18 protein-coding genes are annotated in these 24,456 nt (G+C 66.1%); 8 read left to right on the top strand and 10 right to left on the bottom strand.

The features are described 5' to 3' along the window. Nucleotides 1-8: 8 nt before the first annotated feature. Both ACCQ15_RS17060 and ACCQ15_RS17055 read left to right on the top strand, forming a co-directional pair. Complete coding sequence (locus tag ACCQ15_RS17060) at nt 9-1,121, top strand: glycosyltransferase (RefSeq protein WP_372380824.1); 1,113 nt, start codon at nt 9-11, stop codon at nt 1,119-1,121. Further along, on the top strand, nt 1,102-2,433 hold the full coding sequence (locus ACCQ15_RS17055) for an O-antigen ligase family protein (protein ID WP_372380823.1): 1,332 nt from the start codon (nt 1,102-1,104) through the stop codon (nt 2,431-2,433). Before ACCQ15_RS17060 ends, ACCQ15_RS17055 begins: the two co-directional genes overlap by 20 nt. Before the next feature lie 92 nt (nt 2,434-2,525). Here ACCQ15_RS17055 and ACCQ15_RS17050 read toward each other — a convergent pair whose 3' ends face one another. Beyond that, the gene (locus tag ACCQ15_RS17050) at nt 2,526-3,446 is read right to left on the bottom strand and encodes an LpxL/LpxP family Kdo(2)-lipid IV(A) lauroyl/palmitoleoyl acyltransferase (RefSeq protein ID WP_008573681.1); all 921 of its coding nucleotides are present in this window, start codon (nt 3,444-3,446) and stop codon (nt 2,526-2,528) included. 291 nt (nt 3,447-3,737) lie between these two features. Here ACCQ15_RS17050 and waaA point away from each other — a divergent pair, with 291 nt between their 5' ends. Then, the gene (gene waaA, locus ACCQ15_RS17045) at nt 3,738-5,054 is read left to right on the top strand and encodes a lipid IV(A) 3-deoxy-D-manno-octulosonic acid transferase (RefSeq protein WP_008573684.1); all 1,317 of its coding nucleotides are present in this window, start codon (nt 3,738-3,740) and stop codon (nt 5,052-5,054) included. A gap of 266 nt (nt 5,055-5,320) precedes the next feature. Here the strand turns inward: waaA and ACCQ15_RS17040 are convergent, their stop codons facing one another. The 3 genes from ACCQ15_RS17040 to ACCQ15_RS17030 all read right to left on the bottom strand — a co-directional run bounded on the left by ACCQ15_RS17040 (nt 5,321) and on the right by ACCQ15_RS17030 (nt 8,162). Next, the gene (locus ACCQ15_RS17040; protein WP_008573685.1) at nt 5,321-6,703 is read right to left on the bottom strand and encodes a TolC family outer membrane protein; all 1,383 of its coding nucleotides are present in this window, start codon (nt 6,701-6,703) and stop codon (nt 5,321-5,323) included. A 20-nt stretch (nt 6,704-6,723) separates the two neighbouring features. Next, the gene (locus tag ACCQ15_RS17035) at nt 6,724-7,380 is read right to left on the bottom strand and encodes a protein-L-isoaspartate O-methyltransferase family protein (RefSeq protein ID WP_008573687.1); all 657 of its coding nucleotides are present in this window, start codon (nt 7,378-7,380) and stop codon (nt 6,724-6,726) included. Nucleotides 7,381-7,508: 128 nt separating this feature from the next. Continuing rightward, entirely contained in the window at nt 7,509-8,162 is a 654-nt protein-coding gene (locus ACCQ15_RS17030) for a TetR/AcrR family transcriptional regulator (RefSeq protein ID WP_003483364.1), read from the bottom strand. A 217-nt stretch (nt 8,163-8,379) separates the two neighbouring features. Between ACCQ15_RS17030 and ACCQ15_RS17025 the strand changes: the two genes are divergently transcribed. Continuing rightward, entirely contained in the window at nt 8,380-11,382 is a 3,003-nt protein-coding gene (locus ACCQ15_RS17025) for a two-component regulator propeller domain-containing protein (RefSeq protein WP_372380822.1), read from the top strand. A gap of 242 nt (nt 11,383-11,624) precedes the next feature. On the opposite strand, the gene ACCQ15_RS17020 is transcribed toward ACCQ15_RS17025, so the two are convergent. Next, nucleotides 11,625-12,509, bottom strand: coding sequence for a LysR family transcriptional regulator (locus tag ACCQ15_RS17020; RefSeq protein ID WP_008573692.1), 885 nt, complete (start codon nt 12,507-12,509; stop codon nt 11,625-11,627). Nucleotides 12,510-12,629: 120 nt separating this feature from the next. On the opposite strand from ACCQ15_RS17020, the gene leuC reads away from it, so the two are divergent. From leuC to leuB, 3 genes are all read left to right on the top strand, one after another. Further along, complete coding sequence (gene leuC, locus ACCQ15_RS17015; RefSeq protein WP_014091005.1) at nt 12,630-14,078, top strand: 3-isopropylmalate dehydratase large subunit; 1,449 nt, start codon at nt 12,630-12,632, stop codon at nt 14,076-14,078. A gap of 67 nt (nt 14,079-14,145) precedes the next feature. Next, nucleotides 14,146-14,793 carry a 3-isopropylmalate dehydratase small subunit gene (leuD, locus tag ACCQ15_RS17010; protein WP_057681634.1) on the top strand — a complete coding sequence of 216 codons (648 nt, stop codon included), beginning with the start codon at nt 14,146-14,148 and terminating at the stop codon, nt 14,791-14,793. 90 nt (nt 14,794-14,883) lie between these two features. Beyond that, nucleotides 14,884-15,957 (top strand): 3-isopropylmalate dehydrogenase, encoded by a 1,074-nt coding sequence (gene leuB / locus ACCQ15_RS17005; RefSeq protein ID WP_209261381.1) that lies wholly within the window; start codon nt 14,884-14,886, stop codon nt 15,955-15,957. Between the two features lie 338 nt (nt 15,958-16,295). Here leuB and ACCQ15_RS17000 read toward each other — a convergent pair whose 3' ends face one another. From ACCQ15_RS17000 to ilvC, 5 genes are all read right to left on the bottom strand, one after another. Further along, a complete protein-coding gene (locus tag ACCQ15_RS17000; RefSeq protein WP_011348521.1) occupies nt 16,296-17,858 on the bottom strand; it encodes a 2-isopropylmalate synthase in 1,563 nt (520 codons plus the stop codon). After that, a complete protein-coding gene (locus ACCQ15_RS16995) occupies nt 17,855-18,925 on the bottom strand; it encodes a threonine dehydratase (protein WP_008573702.1) in 1,071 nt (356 codons plus the stop codon). The genes ACCQ15_RS17000 and ACCQ15_RS16995 overlap by 4 nt, the downstream gene beginning before the upstream one ends. A gap of 123 nt (nt 18,926-19,048) precedes the next feature. Next, the gene (locus ACCQ15_RS16990; RefSeq protein WP_003483347.1) at nt 19,049-19,306 is read right to left on the bottom strand and encodes an ACT domain-containing protein; all 258 of its coding nucleotides are present in this window, start codon (nt 19,304-19,306) and stop codon (nt 19,049-19,051) included. Then, on the bottom strand, nt 19,290-21,011 hold the full coding sequence (gene ilvG, locus ACCQ15_RS16985) for an acetolactate synthase 2 catalytic subunit (protein WP_008573703.1): 1,722 nt from the start codon (nt 21,009-21,011) through the stop codon (nt 19,290-19,292). The genes ACCQ15_RS16990 and ilvG overlap by 17 nt, the downstream gene beginning before the upstream one ends. Before the next feature lie 43 nt (nt 21,012-21,054). Then, a complete protein-coding gene (gene ilvC, locus ACCQ15_RS16980) occupies nt 21,055-22,056 on the bottom strand; it encodes a ketol-acid reductoisomerase (RefSeq protein ID WP_008573705.1) in 1,002 nt (333 codons plus the stop codon). 651 nt (nt 22,057-22,707) lie between these two features. Between ilvC and ggt the strand changes: the two genes are divergently transcribed. Further along, on the top strand, nt 22,708-24,417 hold the full coding sequence (gene ggt / locus ACCQ15_RS16975; protein ID WP_218541372.1) for a gamma-glutamyltransferase: 1,710 nt from the start codon (nt 22,708-22,710) through the stop codon (nt 24,415-24,417). The last annotated feature ends 39 nt before the right edge of the window (nt 24,418-24,456 follow it).

Raw genomic sequence — 24,456 nt, 5'->3', positions numbered from 1 at the left:
CTGGCCGGATGCACCGCCTGACCGTGGTGCAACTGCTGCCGGCACTGCAGTCCGGCGGCGTCGAGCGCTCCACCCTGGAAATCGCTGCCGCGCTGGTGCGCGCCGGTCATCGCGCCGTCGTCGTGTCGGCCGGTGGACGCCTGGTGCAGCCGCTGTTGGATGTGGGTGGCGAGCATCTCACCCTGGAGATCGGCCGCAAATCGTTGCTGACGCTGCGGCATGTGATCGGCTTGCGTCGCTTGTTCACCGAACTCGGGGCCGACATCGTGCATGCACGTTCGCGGCTGCCGGCCTGGCTGGGTTGGTACGCGCTGCGCGGCATGCCCGAGGCAACGCGGCCGCGCCTGGTGACCACCGTGCACGGACTCAATTCGCCCAGCCGCTACAGCGCAGTGATGACCTACGGCGAGCGCGTGATCTGCGTGTCCAAGACGGTGCGCGAATACGTGTGCACGCATTACCCGCAGACCGATCCGGCGCGGCTGCGCACCATTCCGCGTGGGGTGGATATCGCGCAGTTCCCGCGCCGGCTGCAGCCGGACCGCAGTGCCCGTGCATGGGCACAGACGCTGCTGCCCGCTCTGCCGGCCGATGCACCGCTGCTATTGCTGCCGGGCCGCGGCACGCGCCTGAAGGGGCATGCCGATGGCCTGCAGCTGCTCGCCGACATTCGAGCAGCCGGCGTGCCGGCCTTTTTGTGGTTGCCCGGCGCACGCGAGCCCGGGCGCGAGGCATATGTGCGGGAGCTGGAGACAGAAGCGTCGAGGCTGGGCATTGCCGAGGCAATCGCTTTGACCGAGCCCACTGCCGGCATCGCCGAGGCCTATGCGGCCAGCGATCTGGTGCTGCAGCTTTCGCGCAAGCCGGAAGCCTTCGGCCGCACCGTGGTGGAGGCACTGTCGGTCGGCCGTCCGGTGCTGGGCTGGGCACACGGCGGCGTTGGCGAATTGCTGGCCGAGTTGCAGCCCGGTGGTGCGGTCGCCGCTTTCGATGCCCGGGCCTTATGCACGCAGGCGCTGCAGTTGCTGCAGCACGCCCCGGCAGCGCCGGCCGTGATCCCCTACACGTTGCAGGCCATGCAAACGGCCACCCTGAAGGTCTATGACGAACTCCGCCGCTGAGGCCCTCCCGCGGGCGCCCGTGTTGACGCCCGATGCCGGCCGCTGGGCGCCGCTGTGGGTGATCGTGTTCGTGGCGCTATGGTCTACGCCCGGCCTGGCCGAAACGGTGTTGTCGCTGGGCGCGTTGTTCGCGGCGTACCGCCTGTTGCACGCGCGCTTTCGCGGCGGCACGCGCCTGCTCAGCGGCGCAGCCTGGGCGCTGACCAGCGTGTTGTTCCTGGCGTACTGGTTGCCGCAGATGCTGTCGGCGTTCGACGCGATGGATGCCGGCCGCGCACTACGCAAGTCGGCCACCGATCTGCGCTACCTGCCGTTCATGTGGTTATGCGCCATCGCCGTGGCCAATGCACAGCGTCGGGGTCGCACCTTTACCGGGCTGGCGGTCATCGGTGGGGTGTGGACGCTGGACGCGTTGCTGCAGGCCGCCTTCGGCACCAGCCCGTTGTTTTTTGGCATCGATCAGATCAAGCAGTTGATCAGCGGCCATGGCCTGTGCACGGCCCAGGAACTGGCGCTGGTGGACCGGTTGAGCGGCGTGCTGGGCCCCTGCAATCTGAAATTCGGGCAGACCCTGGCCAGCCTGTCGCCGTTCCTGTTGCTGGCGTTGGGGCGGCGTCATGTCTTGGCCTGGCTTGTCGGCGCGGCGGCGGTCGGCATTGTGTTGGTCTTGGCCGGCTCGCGCGCGTCGTGGATCACCTATGGCGTGATCATGCTGCTGTCCGGTTGGCAGCTGCTGGGCGGACGTCGTTTGCTGGCCGCGGCGGTGGTCGGCGCACTGTTGGCCGTGGCGGTGGTGGCGGTGGCGCCACAGGCGCGCGAGCGCATCCAGCGCACTACGCTGGCGTTCGGCAATGGCGAACAGGGCGTGGACCAGGCCTTGTCCGGGCGTGCCCAGATCTGGGGGGCGTCGCTGTGCATGATCCGCGCGCATCCGCTCAACGGCGTAGGCGTGCGCGGGTTCCGGCAGGCCTATCCGGCCTGCAATCCGGCACCTGGCCAAGCGCCGGCCTGGGGCGGCGGGCCGGCCTTTCATGCGCATCAGATCGTGCTCGAGATCCTGGCCGAAACCGGCGTGATCGGCTTGCTGCTGTGGCTGGCTGGCGCGGCGCAGGCATGGCGTGCGTGGCGCTACTCAAGCGTGGTGGCACGCGAGCAGGCGCGGCCGGCGATGATTGCGTTGGTGGCCACGGTATTTCCGTTCAACACCCATCTGGCGTTCTATTCCAGCTTCTGGGGCGGGCTGAGCCTGATGCTGGCCGGGCTGTATGCCGGCGCCTTGCTCAACGACGATGCGGACCGCGCGCCGCAGTAGCGCGGTGCACGCGGTTGATCGGCACTTCCTCCCTTTTACGAGCTGCGGCGGCAACGCCCACACATGCGTTGCAGGCGTTCGCCGAGCAGGCGTCAGCGATAGAAATCGCTACGTCCACCCGGTTGGCGCTTGAAGCGCCGATGGATCCACAGGTATTGGTCCGGCGCTTCGCGCACCATGTCTTCGATGGCGGCATTGACCTGCGTGGTATCGGCGATGACGTCATCGGACGGAATGTCGGCCAATGGCGGTGCGATCTTGAGGATGTAACGGCCACCTTCGCGACGATGGAAGTACGGCACGACCGCGCAGCCGGTCAACCGTGCCAGCTGATGCGTGGCGGTAATGGTGGAGGCCGGATGTCCGAAGAACGGCACGAACACGGTGTCCTTGCCGCGCATGTCCTGATCCGGCGCATACCACAGAAAACCACCGCGCTTGAGATGCTTGATGGTGGCGCGCAGGTCCTCGTTGGCGAACATGTGCGTGGCATAGCGCAAGCGCCCACGCTTGACCGCCCACTCGAACACCGGGTTGCGATGCCTGCGGTACATGCCGGCCAGCGGCACGTGGTCGCATAGCAGGCGCCCGCACATTTCCAGCGTCATGAAGTGGCCGGACACCAGCAACACGCCACGTTTTTGCTGTTGCAGTTGCTGCAGATGCTCCAGGCCCTCGATCTGCACGCCTGGTCGAATGACATCGATGCTGCCCCACCAGGCGCGCGCGAACTCGAACAGGCCCACGCCGAGCGCGTCGAAACTGTCGCGCAACAGCCGCGCCCGCCAGGCATCGTCCTGCTCGGGGAAACACAGTTTCAGGTTGACCTCGGCCGCGCGCCGACGCGTGCCCGCCAGGCGCATGGCAATCCAGCCCACGCCGCGGCCCACGGCACGTTGCAGCGTCCAGGGCAGGCGCCCTGCCACCACCATCACCGCCAGGCCCAGATACATCGGCCAGTGCTTGGGGTTGCGCAGGGAAGGGCGGACGGCGACGTTGGCGGGCTCGGACATGCGTCAATTCTAGAGCGTGTGATGCACTTTGAGATGAGATGCGTTGGCCGTCAGCGGCGCGGTGCCCGCTCCGCGCCGCTGACGGCCAACCCTCCGGGAGCGCCCTGTGGCACACCGATACTGCGTTGCGCGCCTTGCCCAGGCTGGCCGCCTGGGCAAGGCGCACGCGGTGTCTCGACGCGCCACAAGACGCTTCGCACTCACCTCAACGTACATAACACGCTCTAAGGGATTGCGCCCAGCAGGCAGCGTGCACATGCGCACGCACGGACGCTCCCGTATCCTGCACGGATGCGGAAAGATCCGATCGAATGGCTGTTGCGCGGGCTGTACTCGGCGCTGCTCTACCTGTTGTTGCCGGTCACGGTGTACCACCTGGTGTGGCGCGGTTTCCGCGTGCGCGAATACTTCAATCGCTGGAACGAGCGCTATGCGTCCTACACGCACGCCTGCGGGCGCCCGCGGGTGTGGGTGCATGCGGTGTCGGTGGGCGAGGTCAACGCGTCCGCGCCGCTGGTCAATGCGCTGCGAGCGCAGCGCCCGGATATCCGTTGGGTCATCACCACCATCACCCCCACCGGCTCCGAGCGCGTGCGCGCGCTGTGGGGCGATGCGGTGGACCATGTGTATCTGCCCTACGATGTGCCGGGCAGCGTGGGGCGGTTTCTCGAACACTTCCGCCCGCGCCTGGCCTTGATCCTGGAAACCGAGCTGTGGCCGAACATGTTGTTCGGCTGCCGCGATCGCCAGATTCCGGTGTACATCCTCAACGCACGGTTGTCGGCGCGCTCGTTGCGCGGCTATCGGTTGCTGGCGCCGTTGATCAGTCGCGCGCTGCGCACCGTCACCTGCGTGGCGGCGCAGTCGCAGGACGATGCCGAGCGGTTCGTCACCCTGGGCGCGCGCCCGGATCAGGTGATCGCGCTGGGCAATCTCAAGTTCGATATCGCAGCGCCAACGCAATTGCAGGCGTTGGTCGCGCAGTTTCGCATGCACGTGCCGGCCACGCGCCCGGTGTGGATCGCCGCCAGCACGCACGAAGGCGAAGAGGCCGCCGTTGCCGATATCCACGCACGGTTGCTGCTGCAATTTCCGGATTTGCTGCTGTTGTGGGCACCGCGCCATCCCGAGCGCTTTCCCAAGGTCGAGACGTTGGCACGCGAGCGCGGCTGGCGCGTTGCCACGCGCAAGGCGCAGCAATGGCCGCAGGCGGGCGACAAGGTATTCGTCATCGACACCCTGGGCGAGCTGATGAGCTTCTATGCGTGCGCGCAGGTGGCTTTCGTCGGTGGCAGTCTGCAACCGATCGGCGGGCATAACCTGCTTGAGCCGGCCGCCGTCGGAACGCCGGCAATCACTGGCCCGCATCTGCATAACTTCTCGGAGATTTCGCGGCGCATGCGCCAAGCCGATGCGGTTGCCATCTGCGAGGATGCCGAGTGCGTCTACCAGGCCTTGGCGCGCCTGCTCGCCGACCCCGCACAACGCGAGGCGATGACCACTGCAGGCCTGGCGCTGGTCGCCAACGGCAAGGGCGCGGTGGCCCGCACCTTGGTGCAGATCGCTGCCGATCTGCCGCCGCTGGCGAGCGCGGGCGTTGTGGCATGAGGTTTGTCGCTCGCTGCGTGGCTGCGTGCATGGCCGTGCCGCACTCCGCCGAGCCTGGCGCCGGCGTGCAGCCCTCGTTGCGCTCAACCGTGAGAACTTGCGCCGGGCAGTGAGACGCGTGGTGGGATCACTTGCACCGGATGCTGCACGCCGGCGTTGCCGGGTTAGCGCACTTGCAGCCGCCGTCACGACAGGCGCGCATGCGGTTGCATCGCGCACAAAAAAGCGGGCCTTAGCCCGCTTTTTTTTTGTGCATCCAGCTCGCCTTACTGCAACGACCCACTGCCCTGCAGCTTGGATTCGGCGTCCTGCGATAGCAGGCGGTTGACGTCCTGCAGATCGGTGATGTCGAGCTTGCCGATGGCCTGGCCCAGCAGCAGGCGGTTCTGCAGGAAGTTGTAACGCGACTGTGCGTAGTTCAGTTGCGCCTGGAACAGCGTGCGCTGGTTTTGCACCACGTCCAGCACCGTGCGCGTGCCCACTTCCAGACCCACTTGCGAGGCGTCGTAGGCGGCTTGCGCCGACACCACGGCCAGGCGGCGGGCTTCCACTTCGCTGATACCGGCAACAACAGTCTGGTAGGCATTGCGGGTGTTGCGATCCAGCGCGCGCTTCTGCTGCTCGTAGGTGTCCTGCTGGATATCGCGTTGCGACAGTGCCTGACGCACGGCCGACTGGGTCGCGCCGCCGGCAAAGATCGGAATCGTCAGCGTGATGCCGACGGAATCGGTGTCGATGTCGCGGCCTGCGGTGGTGAAGTTGCCCGCCGCCTCATCCACCGTTCCCTGACCGCCCCAGCTATTGCTGCGGCCGACATTGGCACCCAGGCTCAGCGTGGGCAGATGGCCGGCACGCGCGGCACTGACCTGCGCCTCGGCAGCACTGACCTGCAACTGCTGCGCCCGCAGCGCCGGATTGTCGGCGATCGCGGTGGCAACCAATTGATCCACGTTGCTGTAGGCGGCCGGTACTTCGGGGCGGAACTCATCTGGCAATGCGCGCAAGCCGACCACGGGCTGGCCGGTGAGCTCGGTCAGTGCCTGGTAGTAGTCCTTGAGCGTATTGCGCGCGTTGATGGTGTCTGCCCGCGCCTGGTCGTACTGGGCGCGGGCTTCGTGCACGTCGGTGATCGGTGCAAGACCCACTTCCAGACGCTTGTCGGCGTAGTCGAACTGCTTCTTTGCGGCCGCCTCGTTGGTCTCGGCTGCCGCCAGCGACTCGATCCCCACCAGCACCTGGAAATACGCCGCCGAGGTGCGGGTGATCAGGTCGTTGTTGGCCGATGCCAAGGTGAAATCCGCAGCCTTGGCCACTTCGCGCTGCGCACGCAGGTTGGAAAACTGCGCCCAATTGAAGATGGTCTGGCTGCCTTGAATCGCGTACTGGCGCTGCTTGGTCGTGGAGCGGCCATCGACGCCCTCCAGCTCACGATGCGACTGGGTGTAGCTGGCGCTACCGTCCAGCTGCGGCAACAACGCCGCACGCGCCTGCACCTGACCCTCCCGATTGACCAGGCGCGTGGACTCGGCCACGGCCAGCTGCGGATCGCCGTTGCGGGCCATTTCGTAGACCTGCAGCAGGTCGGTGGCGTGCGCAGCCATCGGAGACAGGGCGGCGGCCAGGGCCAGGACGAGGGATCGGCGGATCATCGGGTGAGCTTCCTTGGGAATCAGAATTGGAATCGGGGCGTCGGTGCGGCGCCCTGGAGATAGGCGAGGTCGGTTTCGAACAACGATTCGATGCGCGGGGCGTTGACCTCGCCACGGACCAGGACCGCTTCCATCACCGGGTCGTGACCGCGCACGACGAACAACCGGCCGTTCGGGCGCAACCACTGCAGCCACTGGACGGGCAGCGTGTCGACTGCGCCGGTCACGCAGATGGCGTCAAAGCGACGCTCGCTCTGCCAGCCGAAGACATCGGCGGTTTCGATACGGACGTTGCTGCCCAGGCCGGTGCGGTCCAGATTGGCGCGCGCAGCCGCGGCCAGCGCCGGGTCGATCTCCAGGCTGAGGACTTCGCGCGCCAGTGCGGCCAGGCAGGCGGTGGCAAAGCCGCTGCCGGTGCCGATTTCCAGTACGTCCTCGCCCGGTTGCAGGTCCAGTGCCTGCAACATGCGGCCTTCGACCACCGGCTTCATCATCTTGTGACCGGCCGACAGCGGAATTTCCACGTCGACATAGGCCAGCGTCTTGTAGGCCTCCGGCACGAAGGCTTCGCGCGGCATGCGCGCCAGCACGTCGAGTACGCGCAGGTCCAGCACGTCCCACGGCCGGATCTGCTGCTCGACCATCTTTTCGCGGGCCTGGGTGAAATCGATCGTCATGGTGCGGGTATCCAACGCGGTGGGGCGAACATTTTACCGGTGCGCGAGGCACCTGGCGCATCTAGCATCGCCGCGCGCTGCCATCCGGCGCAGTGCCGGAAGTCATCGCCACCAAAGGCCGGGGGCGCTCAGCGCGGCGCATAGGCCCTCAAAAAGAAGTCCACGCTGGTGTCGATGTGCTCATTGACCTGGGCGCGGGTGGGTTGGCCGTGCAGGCCGCACATCATCAAGGCGTAGAGCTCGCCCTTGAGCAGGCAGAAGAATTGCGAGGCGGCGCGCGCCACGTCCGGAATCTCCAGCTGGCCGTCGGCCACCCGCGCAGACAGGAAATCCGCCAGCGCCCGCTGCGTGCGCTTGGGGCCTGCATCCCAGAACATCTCGCGGATATGCACGTCGCCGGTCCCGGGCGCCATCATCATGCGGTGGGTGGAGATGGCCGATTCGGTGCTGACCATGGCGAAGAACGCATGGGCAATCTCGGTGAGCTGGTCGCGCAATGCGCCCTTGGGGGCGTGATCGAACAGGTCGTCCGGCATCATGTGCTGGCACTGGGCGCGGATCGCCTCGGAAAACAGGCTCTCCTTGTCGCCGAAGTGGCTATACACGGTCAGTTTGGAGACGCCGGCCTGCGCGGCGATCCCATCCATGCTGACCCCTGCATAGCCCTGCTCCATGAACATGGTGCGGGCGGCACCCAGGATGGCGGCACGCTTTCCAAGATCCTTGGGACGACCAGGGCCATTGCTCTTGGTCTTGGAATTGAGGGGGGACGAGCTGGACATGCCGTCAATACTAGACCATCGGGTTCTATATTTATACTCGGCGCCCGACCGCTACGTTAACGGTTCCGCCTGCCCGGTTCCCGGTGTCGTGCCGCTCCCGGCAGCTGTCAGGGATCCACCGAAGGCAGCACAAAAACCCCGGTGATAAATTTGCCGTAGGCCTGCCGGTGCATACGGGCAGGTATCTCCAGCGAGCACGGACGAGGGGACGGGGAGCGTGGGAAGGGGCGGTACGCAGGCGCACACAAGCTGCGTTCGCAGCACGTGCGTGCGGCGGATCGGGCTGGCGTGGCTGTGGCTGCTGTTGTGTTGCGCACTGCTCAACGCCTGGCCCGCGGCCGCGCAGGTGCTCAAGCACGCCGCGTACCACACCGTCACGCGCTGGAACATGGACGACGGCCTGCCGCACAACCTGGTGCACGCGGTGGCCCAGGGCGAAGACGGGCTGATCTGGCTGGGTACCTGGGAAGGCGTGGCGCGCTTCAATGGGCGCGATTTCACCGTGTACGACCGCCAGAACACTCCCGGCGTCGAGCTGGGCGGGGTATTTGTGGTGGTTCGCGACAGCACCGGCGGCATGCTGTTCGGCACTGCGTTCGACGGCGTCTACCACTATCAGGACGGTCATTGGCAGCAACTGGGCGATGCGTCGGCGCGGCATCTTGCGGTCAGCGCCCTGCTGCGGCGTGCCGATGGCGCGCTGTGGGTGGGCACGCCGCAGACGCTGTACCGCATCGAGGGCGACGGGCGGGTGGTCGACGTCGGCCGCCAGACCGGCTTGCCGCGTGCGCGCGTCACGGCATTGTCTGCGGACGAACGCGGCGACCTGTGGGTTGGTACCGAGGTCGGGCTGTATCGGCTGCCGCACGATGGCGTCCAGGCGGTGGCCTGGGGAAGGGGGCACGGGATGCGCGATGCGCCGGTACGGCGGCTGGCCAGCGACCGTCAGGGCGGCCTGTTGGTCGCCGGCGACGATGGCGTGTGGTGGTGGAGCCGTGGCGGTGGCCTGCAGCGTTTCCGCCAGGGCCAACGCGTGGATTCGGTGTTGCTGGACCGCCGCGGGCACCTGTGGATGAGCCTGTCTTCGGGCACGCTGGTGGTGCACAGCGGGCCGAACGACCCGGACGAGCAGATCGCCATTTCCGGCGTCGCCAGCCCGGCGCTGCTGGAAGACGCCGAAGGCCTGATCTGGGTCGGCAGCACCCACGGGCTGTTCCGCATTGCCGAGGGCGCCGCGCACGGCGTCACCCACGACGAGGGTCTGAGTTCGGACTACGTGCGCTGCGTGCTGCAGACCGGCGAGGGCACGGTGTGGGTGGGCAATGCCGTCGGCCTGGATCGTTGGCGCGAGGGCACCATCAGCCGCGTGTCGCTGTCGCCCAGCGAAGGAGGGCGCGTGCTCGAGCAATCGGTGCTGGCGCTGGCCGATGCTGGCGATGGCGGCGTGTGGGCCGGTACCTATAGCCAGGGCGTGGTGCGTCTGGACGCGCAAGGCCACGTGCTGGTGCGCATCGGCGCGGCCGATGGCCTGCCCTCGATGTCGGTGCGTGCGGTGTTGCCGGACGGCGACGATCTGTGGATCGGCACCACCGCCGGGCTGGTGCGGTGGCGCAACGGCAAGGCACGCCGCTACACCGCAGCCGACGGCGTACCGGATGGCTCGGTGCAGGTGTTGTACCGCGATGCGCAGGGCATCGTCTGGATCGGCACCGATCGCGGCGTGACTGCGCTGTCGCCGGACGGCAGTACCCGCGCCTGGCTGGGCGAGCAGGATTTCCCCGGGCAGAACGCCTTCGATTTCCTGCGCGATGCCGCTGGCGATGTGTGGATTGCCAGCGATCGCGGCCTGCTGCGGTTGCGCGGCGACAGCTTCCGCGTCTACGACCACCGGGTCGGGCTACCGCGCGACAAGGTGTTTCGCGTGATCGACGACGGCCGTGGCTATTTCTGGCTGTCGAGCAACCACGGGGTGTTCCGCATCGCACGCGATAACTTCGACCAGCTCGATGCGGGCACGCGCGAGCAATTGAGCGTGGAAGTGGTCGACCGCAGCGACGGCATGCCCAGCAACCAGGGCAACGGCAGCAGCGCGCCGGCTGGCTGGCTGACCCAGTCCGGGCAGTTGCTGTTCCCCACCGCCGCAGGCCTGGGCGTGATCGACCCGGCCCGCGTGGGCACCTTGCAAGGCCATCGGGTGCCGATCGTGTTCGAGCGCCTGCTGGTCGATGGCATGGTGCAGCCGCTCAGTGGCCCGCACCGGTTCGGCGCCGAGACCCGGCGTATCGCGATCGTGTATGCCGGACTGAATTTCCGCGGCCCGGACAAGGTGCGGTATCGCTACCGGTTGGAGGGCTTCGACCCGGAGTGGGTGGATGCCGACAATGCCAGCGAAGCGGTCTACACCAATTTGCCGCCGGGCCGTTTCCGCTTCCGCGTGCAAGCGATGTCGCTACCGGTGGATTGGCGGCAGAACGACCTGCTGGGTGAAGCCAGCCTGGTCATCGAACTGGCGCCGCCGTGGTGGCGCCGCGGCGAAGTGGTCGGCCTGGGCATCCTCGGCCTGGCCAGCGTGATCTACGGGTTGTATCTGTGGCGTACCGCCAGCTATCGCCTGCGTCAGCGCCAGCTCAATACCGTCATCGACCGGCGCACGCGCGAACTGAGCGACAAGAACCTGGCGCTGCAGCAGGCCAGCCAGGAGCGCGAAGCGTTGATGCGCCAGCTGGAATACCGCGCCAGCCACGACGTGCTGACGGCGCTGCCGAACCGGCGCGAAGCCGAGCGTGTGCTGCAGCAATGGTTCGATGAGGCGCACGCCGGTGGCGCGGCGTTGGCGCTGGCGTTGATGGATATCGATCACTTCAAGCGTATCAACGACGACTACGGCCATGAGGTTGGCGATGCGGTGCTGTCGGCCATCGGCGAGGTATTGAGCGAGCAGGATCAGGCGCGCTGCTTTGCCGCGCGTCATGGTGGCGAAGAATTCCTGCTGGCGGCCACCGGGCTGGATGCGGTACAGGCGCGCGCGCTGTTCGAGCGCATGCGACAGCGACTGGCCCACATCGAAGTCGATGCGCAGGGCATGACCGTGCGTTGTACCGCCAGCATGGGCATGGCGATGAGCGAGGAGGCGCCCAGCCGGCGCGAATTGCTGGCGTTGGCCGACCATCGTCTGTACGAAGCCAAGCGGCAGGGGCGGGATCGTTTGATCGGGCCGTAAGACGTTGCTGAGGCCCGTGGACTGCTGCATGCGGGCCCGATGCAAGACAGGTGTTGTTACATTGCACGGGCGGTGCGTGGCGAAGAAGAAGCGCAGCGTTGCCGGCCGGGCCGCGGCATCGCCGAGTCAGCAAGCCGCGTGCGCAGGACGCATCGCACCTCTCGTGCGCTCGTGCCGAGATCAAACTGCTGACGTCATCTTTCGCCGACACGTGCAGCACGCTGCAGACATTCGCCCACAGCCTACGCCTGCGCCGGATCCGCCTGCGCATGCAACAGCGCAACAAACGCCTGCGCCGCACGCGACAAGGTGCGCCCGCCATGGGTAACGCATCCCAGCTCGCGGGATAACGCGACATCGGCCAGCGGGAGCGCCACGATCTGGTGGTCGATCATGCGCTCGGGCAGCACGCTCCAGGCCAGGCCCACCGACACCAGCATCTTGATCGTTTCCAGGTAATTGGTGGTCATGCGCAAACTCGGCACCAGGCCGCGCTCGGCGAACAGGTTGGCAACGATGCGATGGGTGAAGGTGCCCGGATCGGGCAACACCGCCGGGTGCGCCACCACATCGTCCAGCGACACTGCAGGCAGTGCCGCCAACGGGTGATCGGGTGCAACGACGAACTGCAGGCGGTCGTGCCAGATCGGCTGCGCGCGCAGCGGAGCGCGCGTGTCCGGTGCCAGGGTGGTCACTGCCAGCTCCACCTCGCCGCGCAGCACCGCGGCGTACGCCAGCTCCGAATCCAGGAACTGGATGTCCAGCGCCGCCTGCGGATGTTGCGTGGCAAAGCCGCGCAACAAGGCCGGCAGGCGGTGCAGACCCACATGGTGGCTGGTGGCCAGGCTCAAGCGGCCGCCAACGGCTGCGCCCAAATGCTCCAGCACGCGGCGGGTGTCCTGCAGCTCGGCCAGGATGCGTTGCGCGCGCGGCAGCAACGCCTGGCCGGCTTCGGTCAGCACCACTTGCCGGCCCAGGCGATCGAACAGCCGCGCCGACAATTGCGCTTCCAGGAGTGCAATGCGCTTGCTTACCGCTGGCTGGGTCAGGTGCAAGGCCTCGCCGGCTGCCGAAAAACTGCCGCTCTCGGCGATCGCCACGAATGCATTGAGGCTCGCCAGGTCCATTGCTATTCCTAAAATTCATTTCTTGAATAAACAATATGAATTTGCGTAATCCAAGGCAAGCTCCTAGCATCGATCTCAGCCAGGTGGGCGCACCCACCATCCGCCACTCGGATTGCCGCGATGACTGCCAAGACCCTGTACGACAAGCTGTGGGACCTGCATGAGGTCACACGCCGTGACGATGGTTCGTCGCTGATCTATATCGACCGCCACATCCTGCACGAGGTGACCTCGCCGCAAGCCTTCGAAGGCCTGCGCCTGGCCGGGCGCAAGCCATGGCGCATCGACGCCAATATCGCCACGCCCGATCACAACGTGCCGACCACGCGCGCCGAGCGCCAGGGCGGTCTGGAGTCGATTTCCGACGAGGTCTCGCGCCTGCAGGTGCAGACCCTGGACGAGAACTGCGACGACTTCGGCATCCTCGAGTTCAAGATGAACGATACCCGCCAGGGCATCGTGCACGTGGTCGGCCCGGAGCAGGGCGCCACCTTGCCGGGCATGACCGTGGTCTGCGGCGATTCGCACACGTCCACGCACGGAGCATTCGGCGCGCTGGCCCACGGCATCGGCACCTCGGAAGTCGAGCACGTGCTGGCCACCCAGTGCCTGATCGCCAAGAAGATGAAGAACATGCAGGTGCGCGTGGAAGGCACGCTGCCGTTCGGGGTGACCGCCAAGGACATCGTGCTGGCGGTGATCGGCAAGATCGGCACCGCCGGCGGCAACGGGCATGCGCTGGAATTTGCCGGCAGCGCCATCCGCGCGCTGTCGATGGAAGGCCGCATGACCATCTGCAACATGGCCATCGAAGCCGGTGCCCGCGTGGGCATGGTGGCGGTGGACGAGAAGACCATTGCCTACGTCAAAGGGCGGCCGTTCGCCCCCAAGGGCGCCCACTGGGATGCGGCGGTGGCGCTCTGGAGCACGCTGGTCTCCGACCCGGACGCCCACTTCGACACCGTGGTGGAGTTGCGTGCCGAAGACATCAAGCCGCAGGTCAGCTGGGGCACTTCGCCGGAAATGGTGCTGGCCATCGATCAGCACGTGCCCGATCCGGCCGCCGAGCAGGACCCGACCAAGCGCGATTCGATCGAGCGCGCGCTCAAATACATGGGATTGACCGCCAACCAGCCGATCACCGCCATCCGCCTGGATCGCGTATTCATCGGCTCGTGCACCAATTCGCGGATCGAAGACCTGCGCGCGGCCGCCGCAGTGGCCAAGGGCCGCAAGGTCGCTTCCACCATCAAGCAGGCGTTGGTGGTGCCGGGCTCGGGCCTGGTGAAGGCCCAGGCCGAAGCCGAAGGCCTGGACAAGGTGTTTCTGGACGCCGGCTTCGAATGGCGCGAGCCAGGCTGCTCGATGTGTCTGGCCATGAATCCGGACAAGCTGGGCAGCGGCGAGCATTGCGCGTCCACCTCCAACCGCAACTTCGAAGGTCGCCAGGGCGCCGGCGGCCGCACGCATCTGGTCAGCCCGGCGATGGCGGCGGCTGCGGCGGTGAGCGGGCATTTTGTCGATGTGCGTGAACTTGGAGATTCGGGAGTGGGGATTCGGGATTCGTAGAAGCGCTCCGCCCATCCGCAGCCTTTTCGAATCCCCAATCCCCAATCCCAAATCCCGGCCTCTCTCAATGACCCCTTTCACCCAACACACCGGACTGGTGGCGCCGCTGGATCGCGCCAATGTCGATACCGACCAGATCATTCCCAAGCAATTCCTGAAGTCGATCAAGCGCACCGGTTTCGGTCCGAACCTGTTCGACGAGTGGCGCTATCTGGATATCGGCGAGCCTGGTCGCGACAACAGCACGCGCCCGCTCAATCCCGACTTCGTGCTCAATTTCCCGCGCTATCAGGGCGCCAGCGTCTTGCTGGCCCGGGAAAACTTCGGCTGCGGTTCCTCGCGCGAGCATGCGCCGTGGGCGCTGGACGAGTACGGCTTTCGCACCGTAATCGCGCCGAGCTTTGCCGACATCTTCTACAACAACAGTTTCAAGAACGGCCTGCTGCCGATCGTGCTGGCCGAAGCGCAGGTCGATGCGTTGTTCGAACAATGCCTGGCGACCGAGGGCTACCAGCTCACCGTGGATCTGGCCGCACAACGCGTGCGCCGCCCCGATGGCGTGGAGTACGGCTTCGACATCGATGCCTTCCGCAAGCACTGCCTGCTCAACGGGCTGGACGATATCGGCCTCACCTTGCAGGACGCCGATGCCATCGGGCGCTTCGAGCAAGACCATCGCGCGCGCCAGCCGTGGTTGTTTGGCGCGCTGCAGTGAGGTTGAGCCGCACGCGCGTGCGTCGATCATGCCGCGTGCGTGTATTGCATTGAATTCAATGACGCTGCGGCGTCACTTCACGAGGGTGGCATGAGCAAGCAGATTCTGATTCTTCCCGGCGACGGGATCGGCCCGGAGATCATGGCCGAAGCGGTCAAGGTATTGAAGCGCATCGACGCGCAACACGGTCTGGGTTTCGAGATGGTGTATGACGAGCTGGGCGGCGCTGCGTACGACAAATACGGCAGCCCGTTGGCCGATGAAACACTGGAGCGCGCGCGCGCCGCCGATGCGGTGTTGCTGGGCGCGGTGGGTGGCCCGCAGTGGGACACCATCGACCCGTCGCTGCGCCCGGAGCGCGGTTTGCTCAAGATCCGCTCGCAGCTGGGCTTGTTCGCCAACCTGCGGCCGGCATTGCTGTATCCGCAGCTGGCCGATGCGTCCACGCTCAAGCCCGAGGTCGTGGCCGGGCTGGATCTGCTGATCCTGCGCGAGCTCACCGGCGGCATCTATTTCGGCCAGCCGCGCGGTACGCGCACCTTGGACAACGGCGAACGCCAGGCGTACGACACCTTGCCGTATAGCGAGAGCGAGATTCGTCGCATCGCCAAGGCAGGTTTTGAGATGGCGCGCCTGCGCGGGAAGAAGTTGTGTTCGGTCGATAAGGCCAACGTGCTGGCATCGAGCCAGCTATGGCGTGCAGTGGTCGAGGAAGTGGCCAAGGACTACCCGGATATCGCGCTGTCGCATATGTACGTGGACAACGCGGCGATGCAATTGGTGCGCGCGCCCAAGCAGTTCGATGTGATCGTGACCGACAACATGTTCGGCGACATTCTCTCCGACCAGGCATCCATGCTCACCGGTTCCATCGGCATGCTGCCGTCGGCCTCGCTGGATGCCAACAGCAAAGGCATGTACGAGCCGTGCCATGGTTCGGCGCCGGACATCGCCGGCAAGGGCATTGCCAATCCGCTTGCCACGATCCTGTCGGTGGCGATGATGTTGCGCTACACCTTCGCGCAGGCCGATGCCGCAGACGCCATCGAGCGCGCCGTGGGCAAGGTCCTCGATCAAGGCCTGCGCACCGCCGACATCTGGTCGGAAGGCACCACGATGGTGGGCACCGTGGCAATGGGCGATGCGGTGGTGGCTGCGCTGTAAAAGCGCTCGCAGTCGTTGTAGTGCGCGGGAATGGTCGCCAGCGCAATAACGCATCCGTGTCCTCAGCTGCCGACAGCAGTCGCTGGTGCTTGCGCGCGTACCGGTGTGGACCTTGAGCGGCATGGATGCCGCGGCAGAGCCTACATGGACGTACTTGCGGCGTGTCCCAGGCCGGTATGCGTGCAAGTGCCTGTAGCAGGCCGGAGCTTTGCCACGTCGGCAAGCGCGCCAGCAGCCAACCGACACACTTGTAAAAATGTTCGCATGCAAAAAACCGAAACGGCCAGCAGATCACTCTGCTGGCCGTGAGGCTTGCATCATCGATCCAATGCGCAGCGTTACGCGACCGCAGCCGTCTTGCCGGCGACCACGCCACGTTCGCGCTGACGCAACAAGCGGTTGGCCACATCCAGCCACGCCAGCGCGCTGGCTTCGATGATGTCCTTGCTGGTGCCGGTGCCTTCGTATTCCACGCCGTCGTGGCGCACGCTCAGGCTGGCTTCGCCGCGCGCGTCCGCGCCGATGCCCACGCTGTGCACCTGGTAGCTGTCCAGCTCCAGCTTCACGCCAGTGGCCGAGGCCAATGCACCGAAGAGCGCATCCACCGGGCCATTGCCCTGTGCGGTTTCTGCCACGCGATTGCCTTCTGGGTCGGACAACTCCACCAGTGCATTCGCGCGGCTGCCCACATCGCTGATGGTCATCGACGCCAGGCGGTAGCCTTCCTGCACGGTAGCGTCCTGCATCAATGCCTGCAGATCGGCATCGGTGACCACGCGCTGCTTCTCGCACAGCGCCTTGAACTGCTCGAACACCAGCTTGACCTCTTCCTCCTCCAGCAGATAACCCAGCGCACGCAGGCGCTGCTCGACCGCGGCGCGGCCGCTGTGGCGGCCCAGCACCATTTGCGAGGATTCCCAGCCCACATCTTCCGGGCGCATGATTTCGTAGGTGCCACGATGGCGCAGCATGCCGTGCTGATGAATGCCCGATTCGTGCGCGAATGCGTTGCCGCCCACAACCGCCTTGTTGCGCTGCACCGGCATGCCGACCAGACGCTGCAACAATTGCGAGGTGGAGACGATACGCGGCGTATTGATCGCCGAATCGATGTTGTAGAACGCACCGCGCACCTTCAGCGCCATGGTGATTTCTTCCAGCGCGCAATTGCCCGCGCGCTCGCCGATGCCATTGATGGTGCATTCCACCTGGCGCGCACCGCCTTCGATGGCCGCCAGCGAGTTGGCCACCGCCAGGCCCAAATCGTTGTGGCAATGCGCGCTGAAGATGACCTTGTCGGCACCTTCTACGCTGGCGATCAGGCGCGAGAACATGCCGCGGATTTCTTCCGGCGTGGTGAAGCCGACCGTGTCGGGCAAATTGATCGTGGTGGCGCCGGCGGCGATCGCCACGCGGGTGACCTCGGCCAGGAAATCTTCTTCGGTGCGAGTTGCATCCTCGGCAGAAAATTCCACATCGTCGATATAGCCGCGTGCCAGCGTCACGTGCCTGTGCACCGATTCCAGCACCTGCTCGCGGCTCATGCGCAGCTTGTGCTCGCGATGCAGCGGGCTAGTGGACAAGAACACATGCAGGCGCGGGTTTGCGGCTGTTTCCAGCGCCTTGGCCGAGGTTTCGATGTCGGCCTGCAGGCAGCGCGACAACACCGCCAGGGTGGGGCGGCGCAGTTCGCGGCCCATCATCGCCACCGCTTCGCGGTCCGAATGCGAACTGGCGGGAAAACCGGTTTCGATGATGTCCACGCCGAGTTCGTCCAGCGCGCGCGCCATGACCAGCTTCTGCTGGGGCGTCATGCTGCAGCCGGGGGATTGCTCGCCGTCGCGCAGGGTGGTGTCGAAAATTCGGATACGCGGGGTCTGGTTGGATACGGTCGTGTTCACCAGGAAGACTCCTCTACGGCGATGGCGGTGACAGGCGTTGAAGCGACTGCGGATGGGCGGGAATGAACGTGTGTGGCGGGTGGCGGATTGGCGCTGCGTTCGTTGCGCAGCCGCTCGGTATTGCGACGGCGCGGCTTGCGTGGCGGACGCGGCCGCACCTCGGACAAGAGTGTGGCCAGCACGGTTGCGTCGATATTACCGCCAGAGACCACCGCACATTTGCGTTTGCCGGAAACCCGGCGACCGGCGGCCAGGGCGAGGGCGCCGGCGCCCTCGGCAATGACGTGTTCTTCCAGTGCCAGGCGTACCAATGTCTCGCGCAATTCGGCCTCGCGCACGATCACCACGTCATCGAGCAGGCTCGAGCACAGGCGGCGCGTGAGCAGGCCTGGAATCTTGACCTTCACGCCATCGGCGAGCGTCGGCACCGGGGTGATCTCGCGCAGATCGCCACGGACGGCGCGCGCCATAGAATCCACACCTTCCACCTGCGCCCCGACCACGCGCACGCCCTGCGACTTCAATGCCAGCGCCACGCCGGAGGCCAGGCCGCCGCCGCCGATCGGCACGATCACCACGTCCGGCGCATGCGCCGCCAGCTCGATGCCAACCGTGCCCTGGCCGGCGATCACGTCAGGGTCGTCGAAGGCGGACAGGAAGCGATAGCCGTTCTGGTCGGCCAGCTCGCGCGCAAACGCGAACGCTTCGTCATAGCTGTTGCCATGCTGGCGCACGGTGGCGCCCCAATGCGCGACACCGGCAATCTTGGTCTGCGGCGCGCCGTAGGGCATCACCGTGATGGCCTGCACGCCCAGCCGGTACGCCGACCACGCCACACCTTGCGCGTGGTTGCCGGCCGAGGCGCAGATCACCGGGCGCTCGTCGCCGCGTTCCAGCCCGGCCAGCAACGCATTCAATGCGCCGCGCACCTTGTAGGAGCCGGTGCGCTGCAAATTCTCCAGCTTCAACCACACACCGAAGCGTTCGGCGTAGTGCAGCGGCGTGGGCGACAGGTACTTGCGCAGGCGCGCCTGTGCGGCCAGCACATCGGCCACGCTGACGGCCACGTCGCCTACCTCTGGCTCCTGTGCGGAAGGGCGGCCGGAATCAGGCATTGCGGCACGCGCGCGGCCGATCCGGAAGAAGACACCTCCGGACGGCAGTCTGATGGTCGCGCGAGGTCTGCATGCTCATGCCGCAGCCTCGACCGATTCCAGTGCGGTGATTACCACCGATTCGCAGTCGTAGACCTTCTCCAGCTGCAGGCGCAGCGTTTCCGGCGGACGGTTGCTGTCCACATCCAGCAGCAGATGCCAGCGCCCGGCATCGTCCGGCGCTGCTGCGCCCTGGATCGCACATGGGCGGAAGCCACGGCGTTCGGTCATGCCGATCACCCGCACCAACGCGCCTTCTGCCGGCTTCAGCACCAGATCAAGCCGGTAACGCATGCGATGTCTCCTTGGCCGCATGTGCGGGATTGCTGTCCAGCATGGTGCTGTTGGCGTTGTTGGGCGGCACCAGCGGCCACACATTGGCACGCGCGTCGATCGCGACATGCAGCAGGCCTGGACCGGGCTGGGCCAGCAGCTCGGCCAGTGCCGCATCCACGTCGCCGCGGGCGATGATGCGCTTGGCCGGAATGCCGAACACTTGCGCCAGCGCCGCAAAATCCGGGTTGTCGGACAGGTCGATTTCGCTGTAACGCTCGGCAAAGAACAGTTCCTGCCACTGCCGCACCATGCCCAGCGAGCTGTTGTCCAGCAGCACGATCTTCACCGGCAGCTTGCAGCGTGCGATCGTCACCAGCTCCTGCACGTTCATCATGAAACTGCCGTCGCCGGAGACCAGCACCACGGTGCGGTCAGGGCAGGCGAACTGTGCGCCCATCGCGGCCGGCAGGCCGAAGCCCATGGTGCCGAGGGCGCCGCTGGTGAGGTGATTGCGCGGATCGTTGAAGCGGCAATGCTGCGCCACCCACATCTGATGCTGACCCACATCGCAGGCGATGATGGTGTCGGCCGGAGCCACTTCGCTCAGGCGCTTCAGCAGCGCCGGTGCGTAGATATCGGTGCCGGGCGCGTCGTAGCGCGCGCCGAACTTTTCGCGGTTGGCAAAACAACGCGTGCGCCAGGCCTGGCAGTTGCCGCGTGCCGCACTCAAGGCCTTCAAGCTGACTGCTACGTCGCCGGGCACCGCGATATCGGCAGTGCGCAGCTTGGAGATTTCATATGCGTCGGCATCCAGATGGATGACGCGCGCAAACGGGGCGAACTCGCTCAGCTTGCCGGTGGCACGGTCGTCGAAACGCGCACCGACCACCACCAGCAGATCGCATTCCTGGATGGCCATATTGGCCGCACGGGTCCCGTGCATGCCAAGCATGCCAAGGTAGTCCGGATGCGCATGCGGCAATGCACCCAGGCCGCGCAAGGTCAGCGCGGTCGGGATGCCGGTGGCTTCGACGAAACGGCGGAACGCCTCCACCGCGCCGGCCAGCGCGATTCCGCCCCCGCCGTACACCACCGGGCGCTCGGCACTGGCGATCGCCGCCAGTGCTTCGGCCAGCTTTGCGTCCGCCGGCGCCGGCGGCGGCTGCACCGCTGCCGGAACATGCAGGGGCAGATGCGAAGCGTCGGCCACCTGCACGTCCTTGGGCAGGTCGATCAGCACCGGCCCGGGACGTCCTTCGCGCGCAATGCGGAATGCCTCGCGCACCATCTCCGGAAGCTCCTCCACACGCCGCACCAGAAAGCTGTGCTTGACGATCGGCATGGTCATGCCGAACACGTCCAGCTCCTGGAAGGCGTCGGTGCCCAGCAGCGGCGTGGCGACCTGGCCGGTCAGGCAGATCATCGGCACCGAGTCCAGCATCGCGTCGGCGATGCCGGTAACCAGGTTGGACGCGCCCGGGCCGGAAGTGGCCACGCACACGCCGACCCGGCCGCTGGCACGGGCATAGCCGTTGGCAGCCAGTGCAGCGCCCTGTTCGTGACGAACCAGGATGTGCTTGAGCCTGGAATCCACCAGGGCGTCGTAGAACGGCATGATGGTGCCGCCCGGATAGCCGAACAGCGTTTCCACGCCTTCGGCTTCCAGGGCCTGCGTCAGCCAGCGCGCGCCATTGCGGGGCGTGCTGTGTGCGGAGGTGTTCATGCGTTGCGGACCTTCGGTTTAAGCGGTGGGGGAGGCGGCGGCGTTATGCCGCCTGTTGATTCGCAGGTGCGGCAGCGGCTTGCTGTTGCCCGTTGAGCCACACCATCTTGGCGCGCAGCTTCTTGCCCACTTCCTCGATCGGGTGTTCCAGATCGGCCTGCTTGAACTTGTTGTAGTTCGGCAGGCCGGCGTCGTATTCGGCTACCCAGTTCTTGGTGAAGGTGCCGTTCTGGATGTCGGTCAGCACGTCCTTCATGCGCGCCTTGGTGCCGGCATCGATCACGCGCGGGCCGCTGACATAATCGCCGTATTGTGCGGTTTCGGACACGAATTCCAGCATGCGGGTGATGCCGCCTTCGTAGAACAGGTCCACGATCAACTTCAATTCGTGCAGCACTTCGTAGTATGCGATTTCGGGCTGATACCCGGCCTCGACCAGCACTTCGAAACCGGCCTGCACCAGTGAGGAGGCGCCGCCGCACAGCACGGCCTGCTCGCCGAACAGATCGGTTTCGGTTTCTTCCTTGAACGTGGTCTTGATGATGTTGGCGCGCGCGCCACCCAGGCCACCGGCATAGGTCAGCGCGAACTGCTCGGCCTTGCCGCTGGTGTCCTGGTACACCGCATAGATGCACGGCACGCCGCGGCCGATTTCATATTCGCGACGCACCAATGCGCCCGGGCCCTTGGGCGCGACCAGCACCACGTCCAGATCGGCGCGCGGTTTGATCATGTCGAAGTGCACGTTCAGGCCATGCGCGAACAGCAGGCAGGCGCCCTGCTTCATGTTTGGGGCGATGACCTCTTCGTAGAGCTTCTTCTGCACCATGTCCGGGGTCAGGATGGCGACCAGGTCCGCGCTCTTGACCGCTTCTGACGGCGCCACGACGGTGAAGCCGTCGGCTTGCGCCTTGGCTTCGGTCGGGCCGCCGGCACGTAGGCCGACGGTGACGTCGAAGCCGGAATCGCGCAGGTTCAGCGCATGTGCGCGGCCCTGGCTGCCGTAGCCGATGATCGCGATTTTCGGTTGGGTGTCGTTGCTCATGGAATGTCCTTGCGGGGTTGGCAGTGGAGATGGGCAGTGGATAAATGGATCAGCCGGCAGTGCGTGCACTGGCCGGCTGAGCAAAGCGGGGACGCGCGATGACAGTGCGCAGGCAACCACAGGCACTCATGCGCAGCTGGGCGCATGGCGATGTTGCGGATGTGGCAGTGATGTCGTTCATGTCATTCGAAACTTTTGGTGATCCCTGAAACGCGAAACCCCGCGCCGTTGCCGGTGCGGGGTCTGATCGAAGCCTTGTGTGTCTGTTGCCTACACGAAGTCTCGTCCCGCACCGGCTGGCGAGGTAATAAGTACGAGCACGAGAAGCGACGCAGCCAACGCGCCGGAGGGCGCGGACAGTGGGGCGTTCGAGGTGGTGAAGTGGTGCGGCATGGGCCTGAGATAACCACCGCGGCAACCAGGGTGTCAACCCTTGCGCATGAAACATCCGCATCGATGTGCCGAGTGGCATGCAAAGCCCCGTCGCAGCTGCATGGTTACTGCTGAAACCTGATCGGGACGGCACAACAAGCGCCGACGGGGATCACCATCTGCGCGGCATTGAGCGCGCTGCCAAGTGTCGATCGGACGGCAGGACGCGGCCCGCTGGTATGGTTGGCACCTCATTCTCAGTGTCAGGGGCCCTCGGTGATGCGTCGCGTACCTGTGTTGTTGGTGTCTGCTCTGGCGTTGCTCGCGCCGCCCCTCGGCGCTGCCGACCGCGTCACCGGGCAGCCGTTTGCCACCCGCTCGGAAGTCATTGCGCCGCATGCCATGGCCGCGACCTCGCAACCGCTGGCCACCCAGATCGCGCTGGACGTGATGAAGGATGGCGGCTCGGCGGTGGATGCAGCGATCGCGGCTAATGCGGCGCTGGGCCTGATGGAGCCCACCGGCAATGGCGTGGGAGGGGATCTATTTGCGATCGTTTGGGACCCCAAGACCCACAAGCTCTACGGCTACAACGGCTCCGGCCGCTCGCCCAAATCGCTGACCCTGGCCGAATTCCAGCGCCGTGGCTTGAAGGACATTCCGCCGACCGGCCCGTTGCCGGTGTCGGTGCCGGGTGCGGTGGACGGCTGGTTCGCGCTGCACGCGCGCTTCGGGCGCAAGCCGATGGCACAGAACCTGGCGCCGGCGATCCGCTACGCGCGCGAAGGCCATCCGGTCGCCGAGACCATCGCCTATTACTGGGACCGTTCGGTGCCGCGCCTGTCGCAATACCCCGGGTTCAAGGAGCAGTTCACCATCGACGGCCACGCCCCGCGCAAGGGCGAGCTGTGGAAGAACCCGAACCTGGCCAACACGCTGCAGCAGATCGCCGACGGCGGCCGTGACGCGTTCTACAAGGGCGACATCGCCCGCACCATCGGTGCCTACTTCAAGGCCAACGGCGGCTACCTCAGCTATGAGGACCTGGCCAGCCATACGGGCGAGTGGGTCGAACCGGTGTCCACCAATTATCGCGGCGTTGATGTGTGGGAACTGCCGCCCAACAGCCAGGGCATCGCCGCGTTGCAGATGCTCAATATCCTGGAGGGTTACGATTTCTCCAAGATTCCGTTCGGCTCGGCCGAGCACGTGCACTTGTTCACCGAGGCCAAGAAGCTGGCCTTCGCCGACCGCGCGCGCTTCTACGCCGACCCTGCGTTTCAGCCGGCACCGCTGGCCAGGCTGATCTCCAAGGACTACGCCAACCAGCGGCGCGCGCTGATTTCGATGGACAAGGCGCTCAAGGAAGTACAGCCAGGGACACCCAGGCAACTGGAAGAAGGCGACACCATCTATATGACCGTGGCCGATGCCGACGGCATGATGGTCTCGCTGATCCAGTCCAACTACCGCGGCATGGGCAGCGGCATGGCGCCGCCGGGGCTGGGTTTCATCCTGCAGGACCGCGGCGAGATGTTCGTGCTGAAGAAGGATCATCCCAACGGCTACGCGCCGGGCAAGCGGCCGTTCCAGACCATCATCCCGGCCTTCGTCACCAAGGACGGCAAGCCCTGGCTGAGCTTCGGCGTGATGGGCGGGGCGATGCAGCCGCAGGGGCACGTGCAGATCGTGATGAACCTGGTGGACTTCCACATGAACCTGCAGGAAGCCGGCGACGCGCCGCGTATCCAGCACGAGGGCTCCACCGAACCGACCGGGCAGGCCACCGCGATGCGCGATGGCGGCGAGGTGAATCTGGAAACCGGCTTCTCCTACGACACCATCCGCGCGCTGATGCGCAAAGGCCACCGGGTGATCTTTGCCGACGGTCCGTACGGCGGGTATCAGGCCATCGCCCGCGATGCGGCCAGCGGCGTGTACTACGGTGCGTCGGAGAGCCGCAAGGACGGCCAGGCGGCCGGATACTGAGCGCGCGACACGGTTGAGGTTGCCGCTCAACTCCGGCCG

Source organism: Xanthomonas sp. NCPPB 1754 (genome assembly GCF_041475725.2).
Classification (GTDB): domain Bacteria; phylum Pseudomonadota; class Gammaproteobacteria; order Xanthomonadales; family Xanthomonadaceae; genus Xanthomonas; species Xanthomonas euvesicatoria.
This window is presented reverse-complemented; position numbering and strand designations above follow the sequence as displayed.